Origin of the sequence: Acinetobacter sp. UNC436CL71CviS28 (assembly GCF_000620525.1) — a bacterium.
GTDB classification, from domain to species: domain Bacteria; phylum Pseudomonadota; class Gammaproteobacteria; order Pseudomonadales; family Moraxellaceae; genus Acinetobacter; species Acinetobacter radioresistens.
Genome location: NZ_JIBB01000007.1, coordinates 13,592 through 35,860, shown reverse-complemented (window position 1 = coordinate 35,860; position 22,269 = coordinate 13,592). Strand labels below are relative to the sequence as shown.

The window sequence follows — 22,269 nt, the reverse complement described above, 5'->3', positions numbered from 1 at the left end:
ATACATGAAATGATCTAGAGGAGAATCAGGTGGCCCTTAATATTGGTCAAGACTTTAAAAAGCGCTGGCTGGATACTCCGGAACCTGTCCGGCAAATATATGAAGATGACCTCAAGCGAATCTGTGAATTACTGCGACCAGAAACTTCTATCCAGAACTGGCAGGCAAGGGAGCAGAGAGCTCAGCTTGAATCACAGCAGAGAATTGAAACTGCTTACACTGAACTCAAAGCAGAACTGCTGGAACAGGCCCGTATTCGCAAACAACGGGCTCTAGAAAAATCTCTGGCGAAAAAACGCGCTGACCAGGCTGCTTATAATGCCGGGCTATATGAAGATGAAGCTCATCAGTTTCATCAACAGACTGAGCAGCTGTATATTTTGAACCAGATGCTGAGTCAGGAAACACTAGAGTACAGTTCACGTTATCATAAAAATCCTGAGCTTCCAGCCATTGATTACGCCCAGAAATATTTTCTGAAAGTTCAAGATGAACAAATTCTCACTGAACTTGAAAGTGTACGCCTGCGTTTAGAGCTTGAAGCAGATACCCAGATCGAACAGGCGGTGAGTGCCTTTCGTGCCAGGTTACAGGCAGCAGCTCATGAAGAGATCGAATACATCCTGAAAAATACAAAGTTTAAGACATCTATCCAAGATTAGATGCTTAAAACCGGTAAGGCTGGTGAGCTCTCATAAGACTGGCATAGCAACAAGGTAATGCAATAGATATATACTGCCGAAATCGTGCTCATTACAGCAGTAGGACCAGTTATCAGATGCTCAGGAAGATTTATGGATACACTCAACCAGCCCGCTCTCTGCTCATACTTCACAACTTTCTCTTCACAACTTTCTATGGGTGAACAGTGGACTATCTCCACACAGAATTTATTGATTAGCCGTGCAGATTTCCCTCTATATCTGTATTTTTATCTCATGCCTCTGAAACAGGCTGATTTAGACTGAAAGAAACTGCCATTTTAAAAAGCCCAGCAGTATATCCTGCACTTATTATGATCAAATTTTAATATAAAAAACCGGTCACAATGGCCGGTTCTTTATATTAGAAGCAAATTATTAGGCTTATTTCAAGAAACCATTTTCTGCCAGAAATGCCATACTGATAGAAGACTCAGGTTTCTGTTCAGCAGCTTTATCACCTAGCAACAAACGTTCAATGTAGCGTGCCAACACATCTACTTCCAGATTAACTTTGCTGCCTGTTTTCCAGGTACTGATATTGGTGCGCTCGGCAGTATGCGGTATCAGATTCAGGCTTAAGATATTACCACGCAGATGATTAATGGTCAGGCTGATACCGTCTACAGTGATCGAGCCTTTTTCGGCCAAATACTTGGCAATTTCTTTTGGAGCAGTCACTTCATAGTAAACAGAACGCGCATCTTCACGGACCAGGGTGATTTCACCAATCGCATCAACATGGCCACTGACAATATGGCCACCGAAACGCGTAGTCGGTAGCATAGCCTTTTCAACATTGACCGGTTGTCCGACTTTCCATTGCCCTAATGTAGTACGGTTTAAACTTTCTCGTGAAACATCCGCTGCATACCAGTTCTCGCCCCATTCAATCACGGTCAGACAGATACCATTGGTCGCGATCGAGTCTCCCAAATTTACATCAGACATATCAAGGTCAGTCTGAATCCGTAACCGTACATCTCCGCCTACGCTCTGCAGGCTCTGTACTTTTCCAAGACTTTCAATAATGCCTGTAAACATAGATCTCTTCTCTTAAATAATTTACCACAGGGCTAATTGCGTACTGACGCCGGAGGTATCTACACCACCAAGTTCAGCAAAATGATAAAGCTGGCTGAGCAGCTGACGTAAAGGCGGACCGGATTTGGCATGGGTATCGGTAATGACAATAAACTCAAGTACACGTGCCCGCTCTGACTGACGCTGCTTGCTGACCCGATAACGTGGTACATCCTGCGTGAGCAGTGTCACTTTGCCACGCTCCAGATTGGCCTTCAGCAAATCCTTGGCTTCTATATTACCATCAGTTGAATAACTGGTCAGAATATAGCGTGCATTAATCGTTGACAGCAGCTTTTCATAAGCTTTTTTAGCATGTTTAGATGAATTGTATGGACTTGGACGTTCTTTGCGCCAAGCACGGTCAATCCCACTTTTATAGCCTTTGGTATCCGGGCTCGGCAAGTCCACCTGGTCCCATAAAGTTAATGCATTTAATACATGATAGTTACTGCTATAGGCATGCTGGTTATAAGGCGGGTCCAGATAGGCGACATCGACCTCAAAGCTACTCATCTGATTAGCCAGATGCTGGGCATCTACACACCACATTTCAGCAGCCGGCTTGTTCGGCTCACCTACTTCGCAGAAACGGCCAGGCGTTAGCCACAATAATGATTCAATTCGTTCCAGGGCTGTTTGGGTCTTTCCTCCCCAGCCCTGATGAAAACTTTTAAATACACCACTGGTATTACTGACAAAACTGGCAGAATAAAGCAATGGCGCAAGCAGGGCACTCATCTCAACATCATCAATTGCACCTTGTGCCTGCCAGGTTGCAATCTGCTGGCGAATAGCGTCAATACGCATACCGTTGCGACGCTTAAAGAACAGTCTGTCACGAGTCGGATCATAAACTTCGTCATTACGCGGACACAGATTATGGGTCACCCAGCCTTTGACTTCAGGCAAACGGTTTAAATAATCAATTGCTTTTTGATAGCCGCCCAGCTCTTTAAAAGCAGGCGCCTCTACACAGGACAAGATTGCATGATTCAGTGCATGACTATAAGGTTCCCAGTCATTGGCAATCACACGATAGCCATTTTGACGGGCCAGACGTGAAACCACTCCGCTACCAGCGAAGAAATCAGCAAAAATCGGGGCACGTTTATTGCCCTGATTCAGGGTACCAGTAATTTCAAGTGCTTCTAAAATCAGGTGGAGTAGTCGGCGCTTGTTACCCAGATAAGGAACCAGCTGATGAAAAAGATATTCATCTGTCGTGCGGGCGGCATGACGACGCTTGTGATAAACCGAAGACTCTGAATTCATACTGTCTCTTGAGTAGGGATTAACCTTAAGCGGAGATCATCACCTACAATTGTAGCATCTTCCAGCTTAAAACGAAGTTGCTCAGCCATACTGATAAATTCAGCATTAAACATCGCACGGGCAGATTGCCCCAAAAAAGTGGGTGCAACATAGCTGATCATCTCATCAACCAGTTTTTCCTGCAAGAAGGCAGAAGAAAGCGTTGCTCCCGCTTCAACCAGCACATCAAAAATCTGATACTGGTTACATAAGGTCTGTAATAACCCTTTTAAAGGCTGTAACGGTAATTGTATCACGCCTAAGTCGGCAAGTTCCTGCCGGAAGGGTCCCATTACCATAAGTTGTTCCGGACTAGCCAATATTCTGGCCGTTAACGGTAACTGCCCCTGACGGTCCAGTACCAGCCGTTTGGGCTGCACAACGGTCTGCAAATCAGTTCCGGGTAAACAACGTACATTCAGCTGGCAGTCATCAGCCAGCACTGTCTGTATACCGGTAATCACTACTCCTGAAATTGCACGCCAATGTTGCACATCCTGCCGGGCAGCTTTACCTGTGATCCATTTTGACTCACCTGAAGCCATTGCTGTACGACCATCGAGACTGGAAGCTACTTTGAGGCGTACATAAGGCATGCCTACAGCCATGGCTTTCAAAAAGCCGCAATTAAGCTGTACCGCTTCATTTTCACAGATACCACTCTCCACATCGATACCAGCTTGTTTTAAAATGGCTATACCCTTACCTGCGACCAGCGGGTTCGGATCAGGGCAGGCAATTACTACTTTTTTTAATTGATGTTTGACCAATGCTTCTGCACATGGAGGAGTACGGCCATAATGTGCACAGGGTTCCAACGTGACATATGCAGTTGCGTCTTGAGCCTGCTCACCCGCCTGACGCAACGCAAATACCTCGGCATGAGGCTGTCCCGCGCGTGGATGATAGCCTTCACCAATAATTTGGCCATCCTTGACAATTACACAGCCAACATTCGGATTGGGCTTGGTTGAATACTGACCGAGACGCGCAAGCTCAATGGCACGCCGCATATAAAAATAGTCTTGGTCAAGTCCGCTATTCACTACCTTTCTCCGCTTCTGTTAACGTTGCTGCATCTGTTCAATTTGGCGCCGAAATGCCTCAACATCCTGAAAGTCCTGATATACCGATGCAAACCTTACATAGGCTACATGGTCCAGTGCAAACAGAGACTGCATGACGATTTCACCGATAGTCTGCGATTTAACATCACGTTCACCCAAGCGACGGATTTGAAGCTGAATATCGCTCAGTACCGTTTCAATCTGCTCTTGAGTCACCGGGCGTTTTTGCAGGGCATGCATCAGGGAACGACGAAGCTTGGCCTCATCAAACGGTTCATTTTTTCCATTGGATTTAATGACACGCGGCATGACGACTTCATAACTTTCGAACGTCGTAAAGCGCTCACCGCAATTGATGCACTCTCTTCGCCGGCGGATCTGGCAGCCCTCGGCAGCAAGACGCGAATCAATGACTTTACTGTCTGCGGCATTACAAAATGGACAATGCATAGACTTGAATAGAAATGATCAACTTAACCTAGTGTAGCAAAAATTCTGCATGTTGCTGCACTTTCGCCAGTTCTGCCATAAAAAAACAGCCCCGTAGGGCTGCCTGTCATTATGTTTCCGCTTATTCGATACGTTCACCATGCTGGCTTAAATCCAGCCCCATACGTTCATCGTCAGAAGAGACACGCAGGCCAATCACCAGATCAATAATTTTTAGAATCACGAAGGTCAAGATGCCGCTATAAGCAATAGTCGCCAGCACACCCTCTACCTGTACCCACAACTGTTTCACCATGTCGGTAGGAACTGCATCACCCATAATCAGTTCACTGGCAAATACACCGGTTAAAATTGCCCCGACAATACCGCCTACTCCATGCAGGCCAAAGGCATCCAGCGAGTCATCGGCTTTGAGTAACCGTTTAAGAGCTGTAGTACCCCAGAAACATGATACGCCACCAATCAGCCCCATAATTAATGCGCCACTTACTGTCACAAAACCTGCGGCCGGAGTAATGACCACCAGACCAGCTACCGCTCCTGAAACAGCACCCAGTACTGAGGCCTTGCCACGTACAAATTTTTCTGCCACCAGCCAGGCGATTGTAGCTGCGGCTGCTGCCACCTGAGTCACGATCATAGCGTAGCTTGCTGCTCCATTTGCACCCAGTGCAGAGCCGGCATTGAAACCAAACCAGCCTACCCACAACAGGCTGGCGCCCAGAATAGTGAGAGTCAGATTATGTGGCGCCATAGATTCACGGCCCAATCCCATCCGTTTACCCAGCATATAGGCAGCCACCAGACCTGCTACACCAGCATTGATATGAACTACAGTACCACCAGCAAAGTCCAGCGCACCATCATTGGCTAACCAGCCACCACCCCATACCCAATGGGTAATTGGGGCATAGACCAGCACCACCCAGAATGCAACAAAAGTAATAAATGCGCCAAATTTCATCCGCTCGGCAATCGAACCGCTGATGATAGCTACCGTAATAATGGCAAAGGTCATCTGGAATACAATAAACAGAATTTCCGGGATGGTGCCTTGCACAGCAGACGGCCCGATTCCCATAAGCATGAGCTTGTCCAGTCCACCAACAAAGGCATTACCTTCGCTGAATGCCAGACTATAACCAATCACAATCCAGACTATACTTACTACGGCAGTAGCCACAAAGCTGTGTGCCATTGTACTTAAAACATTTTTCTTGCGGACCATACCGCCATAGAACAGAGCCAAGCCTGGAATTGTCATTAGCAGAACGAGTGCAGTAGAGATAAGCACCCAAGCGGTATCACCTGAATCGGCCTGCGCCTCTTCTTCGGCAGGAGCTATATTAGCCGGCTGTTCGGCCGGAGTTATTATTGTAGAGTCAGATGAAGTTGAAACCACAGTTTCAGTAACGGCGGAATCAGCTGGTGTTGGTTCGGCCCAAGCCGCTGATCCACCTAAAAGTGCGCCCGACAGACTGAGCGCAAGCAGCATTTTTTTCATTTGTGTCCCCCAACCTTTATTTCTGAGTTATCAGTTACTCAGCAAACTTTATGCCAACTTAGACAGCATCTGGTCCTGTTTCGCCAGTACGAATACGGATGACCTGTTCCAGATTGGTCACAAAAATTTTCCCGTCGCCAATTTTTCCTGTGCTGGCAACACGGGTAATAGATTCAATCACTGAATCCACCAGATCATCACTGATCGCAATTTCGATTTTTACTTTTGGCAGGAAATCAACAACATATTCTGCACCACGGTATAGTTCAGTGTGGCCTTTTTGACGTCCAAAGCCTTTGACTTCAGTGACAGTAATACCTTGAACACCGATGTCAGACAGGGCTTCACGCACGTCATCCAATTTAAATGGTTTTACAATTGCAGTTACGAGCTTCATTTCAGTTTCCTTCGGCTTGTTTCACCAGTAAGGTTTTATGTTCAATTTTCATGCCAAGAATCTCTAAAGGTTGGGGAAAATAGAAGTTTTTGGCATGAGACGTACGCTTGATTATACTTGATCAGCTTGAGTAAACTTTAAAAAATAAACATTTTTATATGTAATTTTAACTCGTTCAATATATAAAATTTTATATGTACTCAACAGGCTAGGGTATACCCCTCAGCAGTGTTAAAGTATGCCCATATTTATAATTTTCTGGATTCCCTATGATTGAAACCCTATTACAGGCCATTCTTGAGCAGATAGACCAACCTAAAAAAGATATTGAGAAAAATCTAAGGGCTTTATTAAATGAAGCTGTAGAAAAAATGGATCTGGTTTCTAAACAGGAAATGGAACGGCAGCGTGTTGCCCTACAAAATGCCAATTTGCGTCTCGAACAGCTTACGCAACAGGTCAATATGCTGGAAGAGACTTTAAAGAACAAAAAATAAGCACTTTAACAGTGCACTTGAAGACCATAATCAACAAAAATAAGATCATAACGGAACAATAAAATGTCTTTTGCCAAAATTTACACCCGGGGGGTGCTGGGGCTACATGCGCCTTCTATTGAAGTTGAAGTTCATGTGAGTCAGGGGCTTCCCTCCCTGACTATTGTAGGCCTTCCTGAAGCTGCGGTACGTGAAAGTAAAGATCGGGTTCGCTCGGCGATCATTAATAGCGGCTTTCAGTTTCCCACCAAACGCCTTACTATTAACTTGGCTCCTGCCGATTTGCCCAAAGATGGATCACGTCTGGATCTACCGATTGCCTTGGGGATTTTGGTTGCTTCGGGCCAGCTCCCTGAACAAAGTACAGAACAGATTGAATTTATTGGTGAACTGGCTCTAGATGGCTGCTTGCGTCCGGTAAGCGGCACACTGGCAATTGCCATGGCGTGTCAAAAAGTACAGCATCAGCTGATACTGGCAGAAGCAAATGCAATGGAAGCAGCGCAGCTCCCTGACTTTCAGGTCTACGGAGCACAGCACCTAAAACAGGTTTGCCAGCATTTACTACAGCAACAGCCATTATTACCGGTTAAAGGTAAACTATCTGAAGCTGCTCAAGATTATAAACTGGATTTGGCAGATATTAAGGGGCAACTGCGCCCACGGCGTGCTTTGGAAATTGCAGCAGCAGGCGGTCACTCTCTACTTTTTAAGGGCCCTCCTGGAACTGGAAAGACCCTGCTGGCTTCAAGGTTACCCAGCATTTTACCTCCGCCCAATGCCCAGGAAAATCTTGAAGTTGCCAGTATCTATTCAATTGCCAATGTTCAGCATCCCTTTGGACAACGGCCTTTTCGGGCTCCACACCATACTGCATCTGCTATTGCGCTGGTCGGCGGCGGCTCGCAACCCAAGCCTGGTGAGATCACTCTGGCACATTTAGGTGTTTTATTTCTAGATGAGCTTCCTGAATTTGACCGCAAAGTACTGGAGGTTTTACGTCAGCCACTCGAGTCTAAGGAAATTGTTATTTCTCGGGCTTCCCGGCAAATGACTTTTCCGGCCAACTTCCAGTTGGTAGCAGCTATGAATCCTTGTCCATGTGGCTATGCATTTAATCAGGATAACCGTTGCCAGTGTTCAGCGGATGCAATTAAGCGCTATCAGAACCGTATTTCCGGTCCATTGCTGGACCGGATTGATCTGCATATTGATGTGCCACCCTTGCAGGCGCATGAACTCCAGCAAACTACACCTGCTGAGAATTCAGACACAGTCAGGAAACGTGTCATTTTAGCTTATGAACAGCAGCTCCAACGCCAGAGTTGCCTTAACCAGCTGCTTTCCCCTAAACAGCTCGAACTGCATGCACAGCTGGACCAAAGCTCACTACGTATAATTGAAATGGCACAGCAACGACTCAATCTCTCTGCCCGTGCTTATCACCGGGTTTTACGTGTAGCCAGAACCATTGCTGATCTGGCACTTTCCAAAGAAATCCAGACAAGTCATTTAAGTGAAGCGCTTTCTTACCGCAGTCAGTCCTGAACTAAAAAAGCCAAGACAGATTCAGATCAGCTTGGCTTTTACTTCTGAGAATGCTTAAAAACTGTATTTTAAGCCAAGTACCACTTTATTCTTTTGTTTATCATCCATACGGTCATATCCACCAATAATATAATCCAGACTCATATTGGCTCCGGTATCTCCTAAAGGGTGACTTAAACCGACAGTAAAATGTCTGAAATTGAAATCTTCTGTCGTCGTAATAAATTCGTCATCATCACCATAGTAATAAGCGCCCAGAGCAAAATTTGCAGTAAAAGCTTGTGGTAAAGCCCGACTGTAAGTGGCTAGCAGATAGGTATCACCCTGATTACCCCAAGTGGTATTTTGGGTCAGCGTCTGGGCAGTAATACCAAAATCTTTATAATTTAAGCCAAGCAGTGTTTCAAAGCCGTCAGAGTCAACATCTGAGTTATAGTAATAATAGTAAGTACCGCCTATCGTGAAGCCGGTATCTTCATTGATTGAACCTTTATAACCCAGATAAAAATCATGCTCAAAAGAGTCACCACCCTCATAGCTTTCGGTCAGTGGATCGTAATCAGCCAAAGAATAGTCCAGACTGGAACCCCAATACCCCGCATAAAACCCAGATGGATGGCTATAATCCAGCCCACCTTGTATAGTTGCACCCGAGTTCTCAGGAACATTCGTCAGACCACGCAGGTTATAGCTGGAAAATACTCCGATATTTCCGGTAACCTCTCCCGGAAAAGGAAAAGGCCGGGTTTCTTCTGCGAGACTTAAGCCAGAAACTCCACTGATAACTGTAAAAAGAGCAGCTTTAAGAATATTTTTTGACATCTTGTATCCCCTTTAGAGAGTGGCGTATATTGTTTGGTTTGTTTTTAAAATTCACGCCTAAGACTTAGCAATAGTTATGCCAATTTATTGTTTTTAAGATGATCAAATAATAATAAATTAAAGTTTGCTATTCGACTGGGTCCTACTTAAAAAATCGAATAAATGTCTAAATAACAAAATCTACTTCAGTGGGCCTTATTATTTTTAATAATGTAAACAGAATACTGTGACTTTGGTTGTGAATTTTAATTCAGATAAAGCGATACACTTTTTATTCAAGACCATAATTCAAGTTAATAATAATGATTATTATTATATAAAAATACTTTTATTTAATTCTTTTCTTAAAATAATATTCTGATATTGAAAGTAAATTTTAAAATAAAACATCTTATAATGAGTTTTTTAAAAGATTACTTAAAGAATTATAAATGTAAATATTGCATAACTTTAGTGTAATAAAGATAATAAAAACGTTATTTTTTTATAAAATTTATATAAAATCTAACCTAATTTTGTGTTTTTTCTAAACAAAATAGTAATTTATCTTATTTATGAGGCTCCAATGCTAAAAGTCCAAAAACTTACTTTAGCAGTTCTAATTCATGCTATTGGCCTAACCTCAGTCTACGCTAGCGAACAAAGTGAAGCGAAAGGATTTGTCGAAGATGCTGAAGGATCAGTTTTATTCCGCAACGGTTATCTTTACCGTGATAAAAAAAATGGTGTTCATGACACAAGTTCATGGGCACAAACAGCCATTTTTAATTTAGAGTCTGGTTTTACTAAAGGTATCGTTGGCTTCGGGGTAGGAGCTGTCGGTGATTTATCATTTAAAATCGGGGATAATAAAAACTCTGCTAACAATATGATTCCTCGTGACAGTAATGGGGAACCTTATGACCACTGGGCTCGTGGTGGCGCAACTGTGAAAGCTCGTATGTCTAACACCACAGTCCGCTATGGTACTCAAGTTCTGGATTTGCCAGTACTGGCAAGTAACACTGCACGTTTGGTCCCTGAATACTTTACAGGTGTACTGGCAAACAGCAGTGAAATTGAAAATCTGGAACTGATTGCCGGTAAATTTACTAAAGACCAGATGTCTGATCAGATTTCTACAGACGGAAATAACCTTGATCGTGCAGTAGTTTGGGGCGCCAAGTACAAGTTTAATGACCAGATAAATGCTTCATATTACGGTTTAGACTCTAAGGATAAATTAGAGCGTCACTATATAAATGCTAATTACAAGTTGCCTTTAGCTAATGACAGTTCTATTACTTATGACTTCAGTGGTTATCACACTGAATGGGATAGAGATGCAGTAACTGGTTATACGACAGCAAGTAATCCGGCAGACCGATCAAATAATATTTGGGCAATTTCTGGAACTTATAACCAGAACGCGCATACGGTAATGCTCGCCTATCAGCAAAATACAGGCAATACTGGTTATGACTATGCTTATAATGCTGATGGTTTCCAAAGTATCTATTTGCCAAACTCATACCTTTCTGACTTTATTGGAAACCATGAAAAGTCAGCTCAAGTTCAATACAATCTTAACTTCAATGACTACGGTATACCGGGCTTAAACTGGACGACTGCATTTGTTTACGGCTGGGATATCAAAACTCCAACTACGGATGATGCTCAAGAACGTGAATTCTTCAATCAGGTAAAATATACTGTTCAATCTGGTTTTGCTAAAGATGCAAGCCTTCGTATCCGTAACTCGTACTATCGAGCAAGTGATGCATACCAAGGTATGTACATTGGTGATACTAATGAATGGCGTATATTCTTAGATGTTCCTGTGAAATTATTTTAATTTTTAGAACTGTTTAAGTGAAAAAAACCTGCACATTATGCAGGTTTTTTTATTGCGTCCTTAATTATCAGAATAACAACGCCGCGCCTAAGACAAATTATTTATTTGCTTCAGCATAGGCAGAAATTGAGCTCAACACTTCTTGTTTAGCTACATCTGCACCTTCCCAACCACTTAACTTAACCCACTTACCTGGTTCAAGATCTTTATAGTGCTGGAAGAAATGTTCAATTTGGCTGATCAATAAAGGTGGCAGATCGGTATATTCTTGAACGTCTTTATAAATTGGCGTTAACTTTTCGTGTGGTACAGCAACAAGTTTGGCATCTACACCGCCGTCATCTTCCATGTTCAATTTACCGACTGGACGGCAACGAATAACTGAACCTGGTTCAACCGGATATGGTGTAACAACCAAGACATCTAGTGGGTCACCATCCAACGATAAAGTATTTGGCACATAACCATAGTTCGCTGGATAGAACATGGCGGTACCCATAAAACGGTCTACAAATAGTGCATCAGAGTCTTTATCAATTTCATATTTGATCGGTGCTGCATTTGCAGGAATTTCAATAATTACATAGATGTCATTTGGTGCATCTTTACCCGCTGGGATATTGCTGTAGCTCATAGCCGTACTCTTTAACAGTGAAGTCTTCAGATCCTGTCACTATTACGGACAGGATCAAACCGATGAAATTATAACGCCAGCTCACTAAAAATGAAGATTTATCTGAGCAATGCTTTAATCAACTAATCTTGATGGTAATAATCAGCAGAAATATTGGACAGAGTAGTGAAAGGCACCAGATGATCGAGCGTAACATGGCCAGATTGGCCAGGTAACAAATACCATAGATGACCCGTAACACCAGATAGGCCAAACCTAAGGTCATAATAATGCCCTGTGGTACGACCATGTACTCTGCCATTAACACTGCCGCAATAAAAAGCGGTAAACTCTCAAAACTGTTCTGCTGTGCCGCATTGGCCCTGGCAGCAACACCTTTGGTCTGGGCAAGAAATTCACGTGGATTCTGGTTATCTCTGGCTTTAAATCCACCAGCCATCTTGGCAATGCCTGTAAATACATAGGGCAACAGACAAGCTGCTAAAATGATATAAATGATCCCGCTTATGCCATGCATGAATATTGTTCTCATCAATTCCCAGTGAAAGATATATCATAGCATGGTGTTTTAGCGACAAATTTTGTTAAATATAGTGTTTTTATAAATCTGATGAGTGAACACGGCATGTTAGCACCTGATGAAAAAGATATGTTTGAAGTGCTGGAGAAACAGCAGCAGCATCAGCGTCAAGTTGACCGCGTTTTTAAGATCGTACTGCCTATTACTGCATTTTTACTGAGTGTTATCTGCGCCAATATGAACTGGACATCCTGGTTGGGCACTTTTATTATCCTGACTATAGCCTTTTATGCAGTTGGTATTAAACGTTTACCACTCTGGCACTGGCTGGTCATTGTACTCATCTACTGTCTGATTGATAACTTTCTGACCTATAAAACTCTTCATATTTCAGGTTTAAGTCGTCAGTTTGGTACGATGTTTATTTTTCTCGGTATAGTGGGTATTGGACGGCCTTATTTTGACCGGTGGTTAATGAAAAAATAATTTTGGGGCAATAAAAAAGCGCCCGAAGGCGCTTTTATTTTAAGCAGTTTTTCGTAAATCTTTACGCAGGATTTTACCAACATTTGATTTTGGTAATTCTTCCATAAACTCCACATAACGCGGGCGTTTATAACCGGTCAGATTTTCTTTAGCAAATGCCAGAACTTCTTCAGTTGTTAAGGAAGGATCTTTTTTAACTACAAACAGTTTAGGCACTTCACCTGATTTCTCGTCTGCCACACCAATAGCAGCCACTTCCAGTACTTTAGGATGTTTAGCAATCACTTCTTCAATTTCAGATGGATAAACATTAAAGCCAGAAACCAGAATCATATCCTTTTTACGGTCTACAATTTTTACATAGCCCCGGTCATTCATGATGCCGATATCACCGGTGCGGAAAAAGCCGTCTTTAGTCATGACTTTTTCAGTTTCTTCCGGACGATTCCAGTAGCCTTTCATTACCTGTGGACCACGGATCGAGATTTCTCCCTGCTCACCCAAAGCAACTTCGTTACCATCATCATCCAGAATAGCCACTTCTGTTAATGGCAGTGGGATACCAATCGTGCCGCTAAATTCTGTAGAGGCTGGTGGATTAGCAGTTGCCACTGGTGAGGTTTCAGACAGGCCATAACCTTCAATGATAGTAGTTCCGGTAACCCGTTTCCAGGCTTCAGCCGTAGATGGCAGTACAGCCATACCGCCCCCCATAGCCATTTTCATTTTGCTATGGTCAAGCTGCTTGAACTCTTCGTTATGCACCAGTGCATTGAACAGTGTATTAACCGCCGGGAAGAATGATGGCTGATATTTACGCAGCTCTTTAATAACGCCTGGTAGATCACGCGGATTAGGAATCAGAACGTTTGCTTGGCCTTTATACATGCCATACAGGGCACAAACCATAAATGCAAAGATATGATAAAGCGGTAGCGCACAGAAAATACGGTCATTTTTGTCCCCATCTGTTGCACCAAATTTGCTCTGAAAAATACCGTCACATTGCAACATGTTGGCAACCAGATTCCGATGTGTCAGTTCGGCGCCTTTGGATACCCCTGTAGTTCCGCCCGTATACTGAAGAACTGCAGTATCACTTAAGGTCAGATTGGGGCGCTTATAATTGCTTGGATTAGCTTTTGCCAGTGCTGCATTAAACTTGATATGCCCCGGAATATTCCATTCTGGAATCTGCTTGCGTACTTTGCGCAGGACAAAGTTTACCAGTGTGCCTTTCAAGGTACCCAGCATGTCGCCTACCGAAGCAACCACCACATGCTTGACTGGTGTTTTACCAATAATTGCCTGATAGACAGAAGCAAAGTTTTCTACAATAACCAATACTTCAGAACCTGAATCATTCAGCTGATGTTCAAGTTCACGCGCTGTATAAAGCGGGTTGACGTTGACTAATATGAGGCCGGCACGGAATACACCGAGTGCAACAACAGGATATTGCAGGACATTTGGCATCATAACCGCAACACGTGTGCCTTTTGCTAACCCCAAGCTTTGCAAATAGGCAGCAAACTTGCGGCTTGCTTCCTCAAGTTCATTAAAGGACATGGCTTTATCCATAAAGATAAAGGCGTCACGTGTACCAAACTTTTGGAAATTACGTTCGAAAATATCGACCAGCGAGGTATCTTCTGGGGGTAATTCTACAGTTTCCGGTATCCCTGTCTTTTGGTATTCAGCGAACCAAATCTTTTCCATAATGCCATTTTCTCCAATCAATATCCTTAGTCAAATATTTTTCAATGACGAGCCTATTTTTTAACTTGTTTATGCTCGATCATCGCATCCATCTTCACGAATACATTCACATATATAACGTATTTATGAACATGGATGCTAGTATTATCTTTGAATCAGGAGTCTATTTACTTTTTGATATCCTCTTGGCAGAAGTTGCCCTTTAGACGCTCTTTTTCCTAAGTATTTATCTAAATCGCCCGGTTTTATATTAAGAATTTTCTGACCTGCAATTACCTGAATTATTTCATTTAAATTCAAAGTTGTCATAGATAATAGCTGCTCGTCCTGCTCAAGTTGTATCAACTTGTTTCCTTTACCCTTGTTGAGACTTGGCAATTCTGACACGGGTAAGACCAGCAAGCGGCCTGTATCAGTTAATAAGGCCAGATGAGAGCAATCTGGATTTACCAGTAACGGTAAAGCTTTGCCACCTTCAGGAATACTGAGAAATGCCTTACCGGCTTTGGCATTAGTATCCAGCTGTTTTGCCTGGGTTTTAAAGCCATAACCCTTAGAACTAATCGCGATAATTTCCTGATCATCTTCTTCAACCAGTATCTGAATAAAGGAAACACCATTCGCTGGAGAAAGTTTAGAACTGAGCGGTTCTCCCAGACCTCTTGCAGAAGGCAGGCTGTTGATAGCCAGTGCATAACTCCGGCCGGTTTCATCCAGAATATAAACACGCTGGTTACTTTTACCAGAAGCATGACTTAAATACTGATCTCCAGCACGATAGTTAAGTTTTTCTGCATCGACATCTGCACCTTTAGCAGAGCGAATCCAGCCTGCTTCTGATAGAATTACAGTGACTGGTTCTGCCGGAATCAGGTCCTGTTCACGCATCTGAACCGCACCTTCACGCTCCACAATAGGAGAACGGCGCTCATCCCCAAATTTTTTGGCGTCTTCTTTTAATTCACCAATAATCAGATTCTTTAAAGACTCAGGATTAGCCAGCTGTTCACGAATAAGAGCAGCACGTGCCGAAAGCTCATCCTGTTCCTGACGGATTTCCATTTCCTGAAGCTTGGCCAAGTGCCGCAGTTTTAATTCAAGAATTGCCTCAGCCTGGGTTTCATCAATTTTAAAGGTCTGAATCAGTACGGCCTTGGGATGATCTTCTTCACGAATAATGTGGATTACAGTATCAATATCCAGATAAGCAATTAAAAGTCCGGCCAATATATGCAGACGTTTTTCAATCTTGTTGAGATGATACTGCAGTCGGCGGGTAACTGTCTCTTTACGGATTTCAATCCATTCCAGCAGGATTTTCCGGATAGATTTAACCTGTGGACGCCCATCGGCACCAATCATGTTCAGATTGACGCGGTAACTACTTTCCAAATCCGTAGTAGCAAACAGATGGCTCATCACGGTATCGGCATCTACCCGGTTAGAGCGCAGGACAATGACCAGGCGGGTCGGATTGACATGATCAGACTCATCCCGAAGATCACTAACTAATGGCAGCTTTTTGCCCTGCATCTGGTCAGCAATCTGGGTAATAATTTTGGAGCCTGAGACCTGATAAGGCAGCTCGGTAATAATAATTTCATTTTTTTCGACCGTATACACTGCACGCATACGATAACTGCCACGCCCGGTAGACTGGATTTTTAGCAGTTCATCTTTTGAGGTGATAATTTCAGCTTTAGTCGGCAGGTCAGGTCCTGGAATATACTCGGCCAGTTTGGCCTCGCTGGTATTCGGATTACGGATTAATGCAATAGTTCCCTTAATGACTTCACGCAGGTTATGCGGCGGAATATCTGTTGCCATACCAACCGCGATGCCTGTAGTACCATTCATAAGAATATTAGGTACGCGGGCAGGCAAGGTTACCGGTTCTTTAAGCGAGCCATCAAAGTTATCCTGCCATTCTACTGTGCCCTGCCCAAGTTCAGATAATAATACTTCACTATACTGGGACAGCTTCGCTTCGGTATAACGCATGGCTGCAAATGATTTTGGATCATCCGGTGAACCCCAGTTACCTTGGCCTTCAATAAACGGATAACGGTAGCTGAACGGCTGTGCCATCAATACCATAGCTTCATAACAGGCCGAGTCACCATGCGGATGATATTTACCCAGCACATCACCCACTGTACGCGCGGATTTTTTTGGCTTGCCACTGTGTTTCAGACCAAGTTCACTCATAGCATAAACGATACGGCGTTGAACAGGTTTAAGGCCATCACTAATATGCGGCAAGGCACGATCCATGATTACATACATGGCATAGTTCAGGTAAGCCTGTTCGGTAAATTCTGCTACTGAGCGGTTTTCTGTCGCATGATGCGCAAGGCTTGTCATAACAACCTATAATCCTAAATCAATCGTTTTTATCTGGGTTCTTATGCTATGCCGCACCTGCCAGATACACAAGAGTATGCCGGAATACAGTGCGACAATTTATGTCTTATAATGTGAAACTAAACGTTTTAGAATTTTTAGGCAACCGGAAAACCATGAGATAGCCCAACTTTACAGGCCAATTGACTCCAGTGTTTTACCCTTGGTTTCTTCACCCAGAATAATGATCACCAGCGCTACAGTAACCAGGACCAATGTAAACATCAGGAACACATGGCTAAAGCCATGGTCTGCTACCATCATTTGTGTCACTACCAGTGGCGCCAGTATGCCGCCCATGCGGCCAACGGCTGAAGCCCAGCCTGAACCAAAAGCCCGGATATTGGCCGGATACTGTTCCGGGGTATATGTATAGAGTACGCCCCATGCGCCGAGGTTGAAGAAAGACATCAGACAGCCCCAGAACATGATCATACTGACACTAGAAGCCTGACCGAAGAAATAGGCCGAGACTGCACAAAACCCAATAAAACCCGCCAGAGTGATTTTACGGCCTAATTTCTCGACCAGCCAGGCTGCCACAATATAACCTGGAAGCTGGGCCAAAATCATAATCAGGACATATTCAAAGGACTGGACAATACTATAACCCTGTTTAACCAGCAGGCTAGGTAACCAGGTAAAAATTCCATAATAAGAGTAGACGATCCCAAACCAGATTAGCCATAACATCAGACTGCGACGCGCAAACTGCCCTGACCAGAGCTGTTTGAACGAAACACTTTTCTGGCTAGCAACCGGTTGAACCTCTAGTGTTTCTATTACCTCTACACCACACTGGCGTTCCAGTTGCTGTACTAATATATGCGCCTCATTAATCCGGCCACGGTTAATCAGATAAGGGACAGACTCCGGTACTTTTTTAAGAATAATAAAAATATATAAAGCAGGCAGTCCACCAATTAAGAAAGCCACATGCCAGCCAAAGCTGGGAATAATAAAATAGGATATCAGAGCTGCTACCAGCCAACCTAAACCCCAAAAGCTTTCCAGCAGTACAATAAAACGGCCACGCACATGTGCCGGTACATATTCACTGACCAGTGTTACTGCAACCGGTAACTGCCCTCCCAGCCCCAAGCCCACAATAAAACGAAAAATCAGCAACCAGGTAAGATTCGGTGCTACAGCACAAAGTGCGGTAGCTACGCTATAAACTCCCAGCGTAGTCGCAAATACTGTACGTCGTCCGAAACGGTCAGCCAGCCCTCCTGAAAAAACAGCACCAATAGCCATTCCTACAAAGCCGATACTGACAATCCAGCCACTCTGTACCGGTGTCAGTGCCCAGTCCTTGACCAGAGTTGCCATGATAAAAGCAATAATTCCGGTATCCATGGCATCAAACATCCAGCCCAGACCCACTACCCATAACAGGGTATAATGAAATCTGCCAATCGGCAGGCGCTGTACTCGTGAGACTAAATCCATGCTGCAGTACTCTGGTAATTCAAGTTTTGATTGATGGTCAGGACAAATCTTTAGAGGATGCTGAACTATCATCTTCATCTTTATAAATAAATTTTGGCATTTCCAGACCAAAATAAATAGCAATCAACCGCAAGGTAAAGCCAAATACCAGAGTTGCAATCACTGTCAATTCAAGCGATAAACCCAGATTCAGACAGCTCCAGTAGCAGATCACTGCCACAAAAGAGATACTGGCATACAGTTCACGGCGGAATACTAGAGGCACGTCGTTACATAGAATATCTCGCAAAATACCACCAGAGACCCCGGTAAGCACTCCTGCAACTGCCGAAACCACGAAACCATGTCCCATTTGCAGGGCAATCTGACAGCCAATAATAGTAAAACCAATAAGGCCCAAGGCATCCAGAACCAGAAAGATATTCCGTAAATGACGCATCCATTTAGCAATCAAAATAGTAAAAAAAGCTGCTGCACAGGTCAGCACCAAATATTCAGGATGTTTCACCCAAGTGAGAGGATAATGACCCAATAGCACATCCCGGACCGAACCTCCTCCTAATGCAGTCACGCAGGCAATCAGCACTACACCAAACCAGTCCATGCTGCGTCGCCCGGCAGATAAAGCGCCAGTCATGGCTTCGGCTGTAATTGCAATAATATAAATTATAGTGAGAAGCATTGCCCTGTGTTCCGTCCAGGCTAAAAATAGCGCTATTTTAAGTTAAAGTTGCCAGAAAAGGGGCACAGCATTGCTTAAATTTTTTACCTGAACCACAAATACATGGCTGTTTCATGGTAACCGGCATATCAACCGTCGGGTCCAGAAAAAACCATTGTCCAGCCTGCTGCACAAAATACGATATTTCATGATGAAGTTGTGGCTGCTCGCCATCATAATAATGAGCTCTAAATTCGACTTCAGCATGATGTTTGGTCAGCTTTTCTTTAAAGTTGATTACTTCAAGTCCTAACCAGCGATTTGTCTCACTCCACTGCTGTATAGCAGGTACTTCGAGATAAGGCTGTTGGCCAGATGCTGTAGTTTTTACGATATAGCCAATTTGCTGTAAAGCAAAAGCACTGTAGCGCGAACGCATCAGCTGTTCAGCATGTACCGCTCGGGTTTTGCCACTATGGAGAGGTTCACAGCAATCTTTATATAAGCCTTTACCACATGGACATGATGCGCCTGACATAAGCTGAATCCAAAAAAATAGCCCTTATGAAAGGGCTATTGTAGCGAATTTTCTAATACAGCTTCTAACGATATTCTTCATCAGATGCCGGCTGGTCACTGGTCATAATATGGATTTTCTCAATTTTATGACCGTCCATGGTGACCACTTCAAAGATATGCCCATCTGCCTGTAGCTTTTCACCATTTACAGGTAAGTGGCCCAAGTGATACAGCATATAACCCGATAACGTTGAATACTGCTCACTTTCGTCAACCAAATTACGGCCCAGCAATAAGGAAACATGTCGAATATCGGTTGAGCCTTCCAGCATCAGTGAACCATCCTCGAGGCTCTCTGCAGCCGCTTCCAGCTCATCTTCATCCGGAAATTCACCGGCGATGGCTTCAAGTACATCAATCGGTGTAGCGATACCTTCAATAGAACCATATTCATTTAAAACAATTGCCATCTGTAAGGGTGCCTGACGTAACTGTTCCATTACCATCAGAACCTGAGCATTTTCATGCACAATCACCGGTTCACGCAGATGTTTTTCGAAATTTAGAGTCCCGGTCTCAATGTATTCATTCAGGACTTTATGGGTCAATGCAATACCGGCAATATTATCAAGCTCTCCATGCGCCACAATCAGGCGGGAATGCGTCATGCTTAAGAGACGCTCTTTAATGACTTCAGTATCTTCATCCAGATCAATCCATTCAAGCTCTGGACGTGGAGTCATCACGGATTTGACCGGTCTTTCGGCAAGTCCAAGTACGCCCTGCACCATTACACTGTGGTATACACCATTTTTTTCATCAAAAACTTCATCGGCAAAAGCGCGTGTTGCCAGCACATCTTCCGGCTCGTTTGATGGTGACTCATTACTATTGCTGGTATTTTTACCGCCGAGCATCCGCATCACTGCTGAGGCAGTGCGATAACGTAAATCGGTGGTGGTTACCAGCTTTTCCTGGTTACGACGCATGGTCTGGTTGACCATTTCTACCAGCACCGAGAAGCCAATTGCAGCATACAGGTAGCCTTTTGGAATATGGAAGCCAAAGCCTTCAACCACCAGCGAGAAGCCGATCATCATCAAAAAGCCTAGACACAGGATCACTACGGTCGGGTGGCGATTGACAAACTCCATGAGTGGTTTAGATGCCCACAACATGATTCCCACAGCAATAATGACTGCAATCATCATGACCGAAAGTTCTTTCACCATGCCTACTGCCGTGATCACGCTGTCAAGCGAGAATACCGCATCAAGCACAACAATCTGGACAATAACCATCCAGAAGGCCGCATGTACCGGATTTTCTTCTTTATGTGCATGATTACTTTCAATCCGCTCATGCAGTTCCATTGTCCCCTTAAAGAGCAAGAATACCCCACCGAACAGCAGGATCAGGTCACGGCCGGAAAACGGATGATCAAAAATATGGAAGAGAGGATCAGTTAAGGTGACCACCCAGGCAATAGAAGCAAGCAGGACCAGCCGCATCCCCAGAGCCAGGATCAGACCCAAAATACGTGCGGTATTTCGCTGATGTGGCGGCAGTTTTTCAGCCAGAATGGCAATAAATACCAAGTTATCAATACCCAGTACAATTTCCAGAACGACCAGAGTAACCAGGCCTACCCAAGCAGAAGGATCAGACATCCATTCAAAAATCATTGAACATGCTCCTGCTGGCGACTTACACTTTCTCTTGGAGAACTGTTACTGAAGTCCCGGATTCGGGTCACTATTTTTTCTTTATAAAAGTCAGGATATTCGGAGCGACTACAACCACTGCCCATGTTGATCAATATGTTGTTTAACAGATTTTCAGTATAGGCAAGATTTTTTAGAAATTCATCTTTTTTGTTTTTCAATCTTGTGCTCTTCACCAACTTGATACAAACCCTATCTAAAACCATTATAGCCTTCTACTGAAGATGTCATATTTTTTACTTAAGCTAGAGCTAGAGCGAGAAAAAAGAACATGCTAAGGTAAAAATATAATGATGAATAGTGTACTAGAAATGAGAAATGCCCCAGTTAATCCTGAACCAAGAACAACTCAGCATTTGGTAGCTTTATATTGTGGTTCGCGTCCGGGCAACAATCCAATTTACCGTGAAAAAGCAATTGAACTTTCCCAAGGACTGGCACAACATGGGTTTGGCATCGTTTATGGCGGTGCCAGTATCGGCCTGATGGGTCAAGTGGCTGACAGCGTATTGGAAGCTGGCGGTGAAGTCGTAGGGGTAATTCCAGAATTTATGCTGGATTATGAAATTGCCCATAACCAGCTGACAGAGCTGCATATTGTTGCAAGCATGCATGAACGTAAAGCACTCATGGCAGAACGAGCCAGTGCTTTTGTTGCCCTGCCGGGTGGTTTGGGTACCTTTGAAGAGATTCTGGAAATTGCCACTTGGGGGCAGCTGAATCAGCACCAGAAGCCGATGATTTTATATAATGTAAATGGTTTTTATAATGCACTGATCAACCAGCTGGATCATGCAGTACAAGAAGGTTTTCTGCCTGCTCAGCATCGCGCCAAAATTGTAGTGTGTGAACACAGTAAAGCCATCTTTAATGCAATGAAGAACCTGAACAGTCCAAGCCGCTTTGCAATTTAGTCAACTAACTGTAAAAAACG

General features: G+C 43.8%; 22 protein-coding genes. 7 read left to right on the top strand and 15 right to left on the bottom strand.

The window, feature by feature from the left end; translation table 11 throughout:
• The first annotated feature begins 29 nt into the window (after positions 1–29).
• Positions 30–662: a hypothetical protein gene (locus N518_RS0104755; RefSeq protein ID WP_005022947.1), complete on the top strand. Its 633-nt coding sequence runs from the start codon at positions 30–32 to the stop codon at positions 660–662.
• Positions 663–794: 132 nt separating this feature from the next.
• Positions 795–968 carry a hypothetical protein gene (locus N518_RS17200; protein WP_017400643.1) on the top strand — a complete coding sequence of 58 codons (174 nt, stop codon included), beginning with the start codon at positions 795–797 and terminating at the stop codon, positions 966–968.
• A 117-nt stretch (positions 969–1,085) separates the two neighbouring features.
• On the opposite strand, the gene N518_RS0104745 is transcribed toward N518_RS17200, so the two are convergent.
• The 6 genes from N518_RS0104745 to glnK all read right to left on the bottom strand — a co-directional run bounded on the left by N518_RS0104745 (position 1,086) and on the right by glnK (position 6,516).
• Entirely contained in the window at positions 1,086–1,745 is a 660-nt protein-coding gene (locus N518_RS0104745) for a riboflavin synthase (protein ID WP_026444026.1), read from the bottom strand.
• Between the two features lie 21 nt (positions 1,746–1,766).
• Positions 1,767–3,059 carry a DNA adenine methylase gene (locus N518_RS0104740; RefSeq protein WP_005017173.1) on the bottom strand — a complete coding sequence of 431 codons (1,293 nt, stop codon included), beginning with the start codon at positions 3,057–3,059 and terminating at the stop codon, positions 1,767–1,769.
• Positions 3,056–4,144, bottom strand: a complete 1,089-nt coding sequence (ribD, locus tag N518_RS0104735; protein ID WP_005022938.1) for a bifunctional diaminohydroxyphosphoribosylaminopyrimidine deaminase/5-amino-6-(5-phosphoribosylamino)uracil reductase RibD — start codon at positions 4,142–4,144, stop codon at positions 3,056–3,058. Before ribD ends, N518_RS0104740 begins: the two co-directional genes overlap by 4 nt.
• A gap of 18 nt (positions 4,145–4,162) precedes the next feature.
• Entirely contained in the window at positions 4,163–4,615 is a 453-nt protein-coding gene (gene nrdR / locus N518_RS0104730) for a transcriptional regulator NrdR (protein WP_005017176.1), read from the bottom strand.
• Between the two features lie 121 nt (positions 4,616–4,736).
• Positions 4,737–6,119, bottom strand: coding sequence for an ammonium transporter (locus N518_RS0104725; RefSeq protein ID WP_026444025.1), 1,383 nt, complete (start codon positions 6,117–6,119; stop codon positions 4,737–4,739).
• A gap of 58 nt (positions 6,120–6,177) precedes the next feature.
• Positions 6,178–6,516: a P-II family nitrogen regulator gene (gene glnK / locus N518_RS0104720; protein WP_005017180.1), complete on the bottom strand. Its 339-nt coding sequence runs from the start codon at positions 6,514–6,516 to the stop codon at positions 6,178–6,180.
• Positions 6,517–6,785: 269 nt separating this feature from the next.
• On the opposite strand from glnK, the gene N518_RS0104715 reads away from it, so the two are divergent.
• Together N518_RS0104715 and N518_RS0104710 are read left to right on the top strand one after the other, a co-directional pair.
• Positions 6,786–7,013, top strand: a complete 228-nt coding sequence (locus N518_RS0104715) for an accessory factor UbiK family protein (protein WP_005017183.1) — start codon at positions 6,786–6,788, stop codon at positions 7,011–7,013.
• A 63-nt stretch (positions 7,014–7,076) separates the two neighbouring features.
• Positions 7,077–8,561 carry a YifB family Mg chelatase-like AAA ATPase gene (locus tag N518_RS0104710; protein ID WP_026444024.1) on the top strand — a complete coding sequence of 495 codons (1,485 nt, stop codon included), beginning with the start codon at positions 7,077–7,079 and terminating at the stop codon, positions 8,559–8,561.
• Positions 8,562–8,615: 54 nt separating this feature from the next.
• Here the strand turns inward: N518_RS0104710 and N518_RS0104705 are convergent, their stop codons facing one another.
• Complete coding sequence (locus N518_RS0104705; protein ID WP_005405856.1) at positions 8,616–9,383, bottom strand: TorF family putative porin; 768 nt, start codon at positions 9,381–9,383, stop codon at positions 8,616–8,618.
• A 565-nt stretch (positions 9,384–9,948) separates the two neighbouring features.
• On the opposite strand from N518_RS0104705, the gene N518_RS0104700 reads away from it, so the two are divergent.
• Entirely contained in the window at positions 9,949–11,217 is a 1,269-nt protein-coding gene (locus N518_RS0104700; RefSeq protein ID WP_026444023.1) for an OprD family outer membrane porin, read from the top strand.
• A 97-nt stretch (positions 11,218–11,314) separates the two neighbouring features.
• On the opposite strand, the gene ppa is transcribed toward N518_RS0104700, so the two are convergent.
• Both ppa and N518_RS0104690 read right to left on the bottom strand, forming a co-directional pair.
• Positions 11,315–11,851, bottom strand: a complete 537-nt coding sequence (gene ppa / locus N518_RS0104695) for an inorganic diphosphatase (protein ID WP_026444022.1) — start codon at positions 11,849–11,851, stop codon at positions 11,315–11,317.
• 118 nt (positions 11,852–11,969) lie between these two features.
• Positions 11,970–12,368 (bottom strand): MAPEG family protein, encoded by a 399-nt coding sequence (locus N518_RS0104690; protein ID WP_005022923.1) that lies wholly within the window; start codon positions 12,366–12,368, stop codon positions 11,970–11,972.
• A 108-nt stretch (positions 12,369–12,476) separates the two neighbouring features.
• On the opposite strand from N518_RS0104690, the gene N518_RS0104685 reads away from it, so the two are divergent.
• The gene (locus N518_RS0104685; RefSeq protein ID WP_005022921.1) at positions 12,477–12,857 is read left to right on the top strand and encodes a membrane protein; all 381 of its coding nucleotides are present in this window, start codon (positions 12,477–12,479) and stop codon (positions 12,855–12,857) included.
• Positions 12,858–12,896: 39 nt separating this feature from the next.
• On the opposite strand, the gene N518_RS0104680 is transcribed toward N518_RS0104685, so the two are convergent.
• From N518_RS0104680 to N518_RS0104655, 6 genes are all read right to left on the bottom strand, one after another.
• Positions 12,897–14,576 carry a long-chain-fatty-acid--CoA ligase gene (locus tag N518_RS0104680; protein ID WP_005017202.1) on the bottom strand — a complete coding sequence of 560 codons (1,680 nt, stop codon included), beginning with the start codon at positions 14,574–14,576 and terminating at the stop codon, positions 12,897–12,899.
• Positions 14,577–14,720: 144 nt separating this feature from the next.
• Positions 14,721–16,940 (bottom strand): DNA topoisomerase IV subunit A, encoded by a 2,220-nt coding sequence (gene parC / locus N518_RS0104675; protein ID WP_026444021.1) that lies wholly within the window; start codon positions 16,938–16,940, stop codon positions 14,721–14,723.
• A gap of 171 nt (positions 16,941–17,111) precedes the next feature.
• Positions 17,112–18,431 (bottom strand): MFS transporter, encoded by a 1,320-nt coding sequence (locus N518_RS0104670; RefSeq protein WP_005022916.1) that lies wholly within the window; start codon positions 18,429–18,431, stop codon positions 17,112–17,114.
• 37 nt (positions 18,432–18,468) lie between these two features.
• Positions 18,469–19,113, bottom strand: a complete 645-nt coding sequence (locus tag N518_RS0104665) for a trimeric intracellular cation channel family protein (protein ID WP_005017209.1) — start codon at positions 19,111–19,113, stop codon at positions 18,469–18,471.
• Positions 19,114–19,150: 37 nt separating this feature from the next.
• Positions 19,151–19,630, bottom strand: coding sequence for a YchJ family protein (locus N518_RS0104660; RefSeq protein WP_005022913.1), 480 nt, complete (start codon positions 19,628–19,630; stop codon positions 19,151–19,153).
• A 64-nt stretch (positions 19,631–19,694) separates the two neighbouring features.
• Positions 19,695–21,296: a TerC family protein gene (locus N518_RS0104655; RefSeq protein ID WP_026444020.1), complete on the bottom strand. Its 1,602-nt coding sequence runs from the start codon at positions 21,294–21,296 to the stop codon at positions 19,695–19,697.
• Between the two features lie 329 nt (positions 21,297–21,625).
• Here N518_RS0104655 and N518_RS0104645 point away from each other — a divergent pair, with 329 nt between their 5' ends.
• Positions 21,626–22,249 carry a TIGR00730 family Rossman fold protein gene (locus N518_RS0104645; protein WP_005017221.1) on the top strand — a complete coding sequence of 208 codons (624 nt, stop codon included), beginning with the start codon at positions 21,626–21,628 and terminating at the stop codon, positions 22,247–22,249.
• The last annotated feature ends 20 nt before the right edge of the window (positions 22,250–22,269 follow it).